At 59.9% G+C, this 2,036-nt stretch carries 1 protein-coding gene; it reads left to right on the top strand.

Annotated elements, in window-relative coordinates:
- A partial coding sequence (locus ACFSCU_RS18925) for a Tn3-like element IS1071 family transposase (protein ID WP_377561349.1) occupies positions 1 to 2,036 on the top strand: 2,036 nt, incomplete at both ends.

Raw genomic sequence — 2,036 nt, 5'->3', positions numbered from 1 at the left:
GACCGCGATCAGCTACTCGTGCGGGCGCGTCAATGGCTGTACAAGAACAAGCTGGTGATCGTGCACGAGCGGGCAATTCGGACACTGATTGCGGCGGCACTTGCCCAGCTTGAAGTTGAAACAGGCACCGCCATCGCCGCCAGCGTTGATCCAGCAACACTTGATCGCTGGCGAGCCTCAGTTTCAGAGCTGCGCCCAGATGGACAAACCCAGCAGAGTTGGCTATGGGCTGCACCGGCGAAACACTCAACCCGCCAAATCAGCGAGGTACTGGAGCGCATCGACCTGCTTTACACGCTGGACGTTCATAAGCACCTGGCAGACATCCCCGATCTCATCTTGCGCCGCTACGCGCGCCGACTTGTCTCCAGGCCGCCCTCAGCCGGAGCCAAGATCAAAGAGCCAGCGCGCACCGTGGAGGTCGCATGCTTTCTTCGGTATTGCCTGTTCACCACCACAGACCAGTTGATCCTTATGGTGCAGCGCCGGATCGCCGATCTGTGGCGTCAGGCTGCCGCCGATGTCCCCGCTACCGTCAATTGGGCCGCAATGTACAAAACGCTGCTCGGCGAACTTGTTGCCTTGAGCGCGCAAGGTGCGGTGCCAGATGCTGAGTTGCGTGCCCGTCTTGAAGCCTTGATCACCGAAACCCAGAAACGCAAACCACCGAGCAGGGCCTCCCTGGTCCGCGAGGGATTGATTGATGGAATTCGCCCCGTGCGGTCGTTGCTCGTCGCCATTGCAAAGCTGCCCTGGCAGGCCACCGGCGAGCATCCTGCCATCGAGTACCTTGCCAAGCTGCAAGCTTTATATCTCAAAGGATCCAGAAAGCTGCCAGTTGAAGTGGTGGCACCAAGTCTGGGAATGATCTGGCAGGTTTCGATCTCCAGCCCAGACCGGGAACGGGCGTTTCAGGCGTTGGAGGTGGCCACCCTGTTTGCCCTGCGCCGCGCGGTGCGCAATGGCTCGGTCTGGATTGAGCACAGCCTGAGCTTTCGGGGTCGTGCGCGCTTGTTCTTCACGGACGAGCGTTGGCAGGCAGAGTCCAAGAAACACTATGCCCGTCTATCGTTACCCAGCAAGGCTGCCACTTTCTTGAAGCCTTTGCTGGCCAGAGTAACTGCCGGTGTCGATGCGGTGGCCGCTGCAGCCCGCAGTGGCGTACTGCGCGTGGATGATGAACTCCATTTGTCGCCATTGCCCGCAGAGGACGAAGACCCAGAAGTGACCAAGCTGCGCGCGGCTTTGGATCACCGCATCGGTGAGGTTCAATTGCCGGAAGTGATTCTGGCCGTTGACGCCCAGGTGCGCTTTAGCTGGATCATGCTCGGACGTGAGCCGCGCTCTACCGACGAGCTGCTGATGGTCTATGCCGGCATCATGGCCCACGGCACCAGTCTGACTGCGGTCGAATGCGCGCGCATGATTCCGCAATTGTCTGCCACCAGCATTCGCCAGGCCATGCGCTGGGCGCGGGACGAACGGCGTCTGAGCCAGGCCTGCCAGGCTGTGCTGGAATTCATGCAGCGACACCCGATTGCCGCCACCTGGGGGCGGTCCGATTTGGCATCTTCTGACATGATGAGCATGGAGACCACCAAACGGGTGTGGCAAGCCCGGCTTGATCCTCGGCGCAACACACCTTCCATTGGAATCTACTCCCATGTAAAAGACCGGTGGGGCATCTTCCATGCGCAGCCCTTTGTGCTCAATGAGCGCCAGGCGGGCGTGGCCATTGAAGGTGTCATCCGCCAAGAAAAGCTGGAGACCAGCCAGCTTGCTGTGGATACCCATGGCTACACCGACTTTGCCATGTCACATGCCCGTTTGCTTGGTTTTGATCTTTGCCCGCGGTTGAAGGAACTCAAACAGCGCCACCTCTTTGTGCCACGCGGCACCAAAGTGCCCGCAGAAATCGCTGCGGTGTGCGAAGCCAATGTCGACGTCGCTTTGATCGAAAAGCATTGGGATAGTCTGGTGCACCTGGCAGCCTCGGTCATGAGCGGACATGCCAGTGCGGTGGCAGCTCTTGCGCG

The organism is Ottowia beijingensis, assembly GCF_042680925.1.
GTDB lineage: Bacteria > Pseudomonadota > Gammaproteobacteria > Burkholderiales > Burkholderiaceae_C > Ottowia > Ottowia beijingensis.
This window is presented reverse-complemented; position numbering and strand designations above follow the sequence as displayed.